We start from the raw sequence: 5882 nt of genomic DNA, 5'->3' as shown, positions 1-5882 counted from the left end.
ACAGCTAAACGACCAGCGGTATCAATAATTACCACATTATGTCCGTTTGCCTTGGCGTGTGCTAATGCTGCTTTTGAAATTGCTACAGGATCATTATTTCCTTTATCACTAAAAACCTCAACACCTATTTGCTCTCCAACAATATGTAATTGATCGATTGCTGCAGGACGATATACATCACAGGCTACTAATAAAGGTTTTTTTGTTTTTTTATTTTTTAGATAATTAGCTAGCTTTCCAGAAAATGTTGTTTTACCAGAACCTTGTAAACCAGACATTAAAATAATGCTTGGTGTTCCTGATAGGTTTAAACCTTCAGCATCGCCACCCATAAGCTCGGTTAACTCGTCTTTTACGATTTTAACCATTAATTGCCCTGGTTGCAACGTTGTTAATACGTCTTGTCCTAGTGCTTTTTCTTTAACTTTATTGGTAAAATCTTTGGCTATTTTAAAGTTAACATCGGCATCGAGTAATGCGCGTCTTACTTCTTTTAAAGTTTCTGCTACGTTTACTTCTGTGATGCTTCCGTGTCCTTTAAGAACGTGTAAGGCTTTATCTAATTTTTCGCTTAAATTGTTAAACATAGTATTAAGGCTTCAGTTTACAGTCTGCAGCAGGCAGTCTGATCTATAATTAAAATTTGAGTTGCAAAAATAACTAAATATTTCCTTTTTATGAGGTTGAATTATTGTTTTACTTGAACTAAATTGACATAAAAAGTGCTTAATTTTTAATTGTAATTTATAAAACTTAAAATTCTTTAATTAAATAGTAATTAATTACAGACTGATTACCGATGACTGCTGACTAACCCGCGTTAGGGATTGAAGTGGAAATCCTTTTTGTGAGGCACGAGCAAAAAGATTGGGAACGGAAAGCCCGACCCTTGTGGTAACGCCCAAATTATTACTAAAAGATAAAAGATCCCGTAATTCTTCGGAATTAGCTCAACTAGCTATTTTGAATGCGTCTTTCAGAATTTTCAAAATAGAGTTTCACTAAAAAAAGGCTGTCATTTGAGATGACAGCCTTTAAAAATGAAACTTTATTAATTAACCTACTTAATCGAAAATGAGTTTCTTTTTTAACCAAACATGTGTGTTTATGGGAGCTTTTCTAGAACTAGGATGCGCTCTATTTCTCCGCTTGCATTTAAATCTTTTAACTCGATTCTATCTGTAGTAATTTCTACAATTTTCCAACGGTGGTTTAAATCATCGAAAGGCGCGCTTTCACCAAAATACAAACCAAGATGTAAACCTTCATTTCTGTATGATAACCATGAGCCGTTAAAAATACTGCTATTTGGGTCTGTTACTTTTAATCTTCCTGTTTCCATAAAATTTATGGTGTACATATAAAATTCTTCTGGTTTATTTGCTCCATCAACATAGTAAGCAGCTACTTCCCAAGTGCTTGAAATTAGCACATCATCAATGTATCCTAAATCGTCATCACCATCTGGACAATGTCTTTTTAAAATCATTTGATTATTTATGTTTTCTAGCTTAATTAAATCTTCTTCAAGGAAATTTATTAACCATACTAGTTTTAATTCTGGTCTGCCATCTAAATCTATTTGTAAAATGAAGCCTGCATCGCGTTCGCTTATTTCATAAGTTCCTTGAATTAACTCGCCTTCAACTCTAAGTTTAACAATGTTATCTGAATAGAATTTAAGTGGTGTACCTATATAATCTGCCTCCGTATCAATTCCTTCAATATTTAAGCGTGCAATTCTCCAGAAGCATTCTTGCAAAAAGTTTTCAATACGTGCTTTTGTAATATCTGAAATTTCATCGCAGTTTTTCTTTAGGATTAATCGTTTTTCTGAAGATTTAAATAATTTTATTTTTCCTGTTTCTAACTCATAAACGGTCCATTCGAAATCGAAACCTGCACTACTTCCAAAATTAGTGGTTAGCAAAACGCCATCTGTAGTTAATCTGGTGCTCCATGTTCCTGTTTCATGAATTTCATTGTAGGGTGTTAAAATATACACAACCCCATCCTCATTGAATTGCATTTTGTAATTTTTGTATTCAATAGAGATGTCTTCTCCTTCTCTTAAAAATTGGTAAATATCCCAAGGACATGCTATTAATAATTCGTCCAAACGTTCCTTGGTGAAATCGTCATCGCCATAATCGTTATCATCATCTTCATCGCAAGCGTTTTTTGCTGCTTTGATTGTTCTAGCCAACTCTTCGTTATTTTTAACGACAACGGTTGTACCATCGGCATACTCTAAAGTTATTGGAAAATTAAGACTTGCTATAACTTCTGCATTTTTTACACGCTTTAAGAAACGGTATAATTGACGGTCGTTTTCAATAGTTACCACATCAATAATTAGAAAATCTGTATCGAAAATGGAAAAAGAAATCGGGTAATGAAAGTCGATACATTCAATATCATCATCTTCTTCATTTTCATCTTTACATGCTTCAATAAGCGCTTCTAAAGCTTCGCGATTTTCAATAACAATTTCTTCATAATCTGACAAAATAATGGTGATTGGAAAAATAATTTCCAACTCATCATCATCATCCTCAAACTCTTTAAATATAGCTTCGATAACATCAAAATCTTCTTCTGAATCAATGATGATTTCTAATCCATTAACAATTACTGTAACAGGTAATTCTACTGATAAACAGCTGGCTTCATCAATAATATTATCAGCAGAGCCGTCCATGATAGATGTGGCGAACATTAAGCTGGTAAGTTCAGATTCGGCAGTTAGGGCTTCACTATCTACTGGCGGAGTAATCTCGGTTACTTCATCTTGACAAGACGTAAATAATAAAAGGGCAAAAAAAGGAATTAGTAAAAATGTTTTTAAAGTAGTTTTCATGATAAATGATTTTAGGTTTAGCATTTTTATTATAAAACAGGTTAACTCTTCAAATCCCTACCCTGAAAATCAAAAAAATTCAAAAAAAATAAATTCCAATACCCAAAAAGACTTATTTTAGAAGCATGAACCGCCAAAACTAATGCCGAAACAATTACATGAAAATATTTGTGAAGAGCACCTTTTTTCTTCCATCTTCAAAAAACACGCTAAAGATTTACATAACTTTTTGTACTATAAGTTTGGTGATTTACTAAACCCAAAAGATAAAGTACAGGAGGCTTTTATTAAGTTATGGGAGAATTGCGCCAAAGTTTCGCCCGAAAAGGCAAAGAGTTTTGTATTTACTACCGCCAATAATTTAATGCTTAATGAAGTAGCCCATCAAAAAGTGGTGTTAAAGCATAGGCAAACGAAACCAAAAATGTCTACCAACGAGACTCCTGAGTTTTTAATGCAGGAAGCTGAATATGCTGAGAAACTACAAAAAGCACTTTCTAATTTAACAGATGCGCAACGTGAAGCTTTTATGCTGAACCGGGTTGAAGGGAAACGTTTTAAAGAAATTGCTGAGATTATAGGTGTTTCGACAAAAGCGGTTGAAAAGAGAATTTATGGTGCTTTGGTTAAGTTGCGGAAGGATATAAAGGAGTTGTAGAAAAATGACGGAAGACGAAAGACAGATGAACGAAGGCGTTACCGAAAGTGATATGGGATATTTTTCTCGCAAAGTTTTTCTCTGTGAATCTCTGTGAAAACTGCATGAATCTCTGCGTAACAATTTGGGATTTGGAATTTCGTTTTTGATTTTTTTGGAATTTTTTCAAAAACAGGGTAGGAAATAATATAAGTTAACTGTTATATAGTTGTATAGAAATCATGAATAGAGAAGAACTCATATCGAAATGGTTAGATAAAAACCTAAATGATCAGGAACTACAAGCGTTTAAAAACCTTGAAGACTATGATGATTTAGTAAAGTTAAATACCAACTTGCAAGCTTTTAAGGCTGATAATTACAATACTTCTGAAGAATTAGAAAACGTATTATCAACCATTAAAAGTAAAAACCAACAACCAAAAACACATTGGTTTAAACCATTTATGCGTATTGCTGCTATACTTGCCGTTTGTTTTAGTTTATTCTATTACACCACCACTTTAGACACTACGATTTCTACTGAATTTGCACAAAAAACAACTATAGAATTACCAGATGCGTCCCATGTTTCCCTCAACGTGAAGTCTCATTTAGCATTTAATAAAAAAGATTGGAAACATGACCGTGAAGTAGAACTTCATGGAGAAGCCTTTTTTAAAGTTGCAAAAGGATCATCATTTAAGGTGAAAACAACATCTGGAATTGTAACAGTTTATGGTACTCAATTTAATGTCAAACAACGGGACAGTTATTTTGAGGTTATTTGCTACGAAGGTCTTGTTGGGGTGACTTACAACACTCAGGAAACAAAATTAAAACCTGGAAACAGCTTTTTAATTATCGATGGGAAAGTAATTGCTAAAGAAAAAGAAAACCGCACTATGCCTTCGTGGTTAAATAACACTAGTACGTTTAAAAGTTTGCCATACAAATTGGTTATTGCTGAATTTGAAAGACAATATAATGTTGATGTAACTTTACTTGGTATTGATTCTGAACAATTATTTACAGGTAGTTTTGCTCACGATAATATGGCATTAGCTTTAAAATCAATTACCTTACCTTTACATGCAAGGTATAGCAAATCAAATAATTCGATTACAATAAAAAGTGAATAGAAACTTTATTTTTTCTATTATTTTATCTGTGTTTTTTTTGAATGTTGTCTCCTTGAAAGCTCAAACCGTTCAAAAAGAAAAGCAACCGCTTATTGCTATTTTAAATATACTTTCTGAAACCTATAATATTCATTTTTCCTATGTCGATGATGTTATAAAAGAGAGGACAGCATTTTTCCCAGATGATCATGCAACTTTAGATGAAGTTTTAGAATTTCTTCGTTTAGAAACGCATTTAGATTTTGAATTATTAGATAACCGGTTTGTTGTAATTAAAGCGAAAAAGAAGAATCGCAAAGATTTCAGAATACAAATCCTTGAAGAAGTTGTAGTAAACAACTATTTAACAACAGGTATTACAAAACTAAATGACGGGTCATTAACCATAAAACCAAAAACTTTTGGCATTTTACCTGGGCTTATTGAACCCGATGTTTTACAGACCATACAAGCTATTCCGGGGGTTCAAAGTACTGACGAAACAGTTTCAAATATTAATGTTCGTGGCGGCACGCACGACCAAAACCTGTTACTATGGGATGGAATAAAAATGTATCAATCTGGTCACTTTTTTGGGTTGATATCAGCGTTTAATCCTTTCACAACAAAACGCATAAGCGTTTATAAAAATGGAACAAATGCCAAATATGGCGATGGTATTTCGAGTGTGATTGACATGCGATTACCTGATGATATTGACAACGAATTTGATGCCGGTTTAGGTTTCAATTTAATAAATATTGATGGTTATATAAAAGTGCCTTTATCTAAAAAAACAGAGTTGCAACTATCTACTCGTCGCTCGATTACTGATTTGATAAATACTACGACTTATGACCAATATTTTAAGCGTATTTTTCAAGATTCAGATTTTTCTAAGGGAAAAGAAAATACCAATTCAATTTCACAAAACGAATCTTTCTATTTTTATGATATTGCAGCTAAATTTCTTTATGATATTACTAAAAAGGACAAAGTTCGCATTCATTTTTTAAACGTGAATAACGATTTAAATTATGATGAGCAATCTACAATTAATGATAAAAACGAAGCTTTAAACAGCATGCTATCTCAAGAAAACTTAGCCTTCGGAGCTACTTATACCAGGGATTGGAATGATAAAACAACAACCACTTTTCAAGGATATGTATCAAATTATAATTTAGATGCCACCAATTTTGACGTTATAAATGAACAACGCTTAATTCAGAAAAACGAAGTGTATGATGTATCCGCAAAATTA

Annotated in this window: 5 protein-coding genes; 3 read left to right on the top strand and 2 right to left on the bottom strand. The window is 32.8% G+C overall.

Features of this window, described 5'->3' with window-relative positions:
- Positions 1-587, bottom strand: a 587-nt coding sequence (locus tag WBN21_RS12965; protein WP_424200937.1) for a signal recognition particle receptor subunit alpha, incomplete at its 3' end; no start/stop codon positions are given.
- A gap of 518 nt (positions 588-1105) precedes the next feature.
- Positions 1106-2860, bottom strand: coding sequence for a hypothetical protein (locus WBN21_RS12960; protein ID WP_424200935.1), 1755 nt, complete (start codon positions 2858-2860; stop codon positions 1106-1108).
- A 142-nt stretch (positions 2861-3002) separates the two neighbouring features.
- Between WBN21_RS12960 and WBN21_RS12955 the strand changes: the two genes are divergently transcribed.
- From WBN21_RS12955 to WBN21_RS12945, 3 genes are all read left to right on the top strand, one after another.
- A complete protein-coding gene (locus tag WBN21_RS12955; RefSeq protein ID WP_424200933.1) occupies positions 3003-3518 on the top strand; it encodes an RNA polymerase sigma factor in 516 nt (171 codons plus the stop codon).
- Positions 3519-3739: 221 nt separating this feature from the next.
- The gene (locus tag WBN21_RS12950) at positions 3740-4639 is read left to right on the top strand and encodes a FecR family protein (RefSeq protein WP_424200931.1); all 900 of its coding nucleotides are present in this window, start codon (positions 3740-3742) and stop codon (positions 4637-4639) included.
- A gap of 52 nt (positions 4640-4691) precedes the next feature.
- Positions 4692-5882, top strand: a 1191-nt coding sequence (locus WBN21_RS12945; RefSeq protein ID WP_424200929.1) for a TonB-dependent receptor plug domain-containing protein, incomplete at its 3' end; no start/stop codon positions are given.

Source organism: Algibacter sp., assembly GCF_049667265.1.
In the GTDB taxonomy this organism is placed as follows: Bacteria; Bacteroidota; Bacteroidia; order Flavobacteriales; family Flavobacteriaceae; genus Algibacter_B.
The sequence above is the reverse complement of the archived record's forward strand: the minus strand, read 5'-3'. Positions and strand labels throughout refer to the sequence as shown.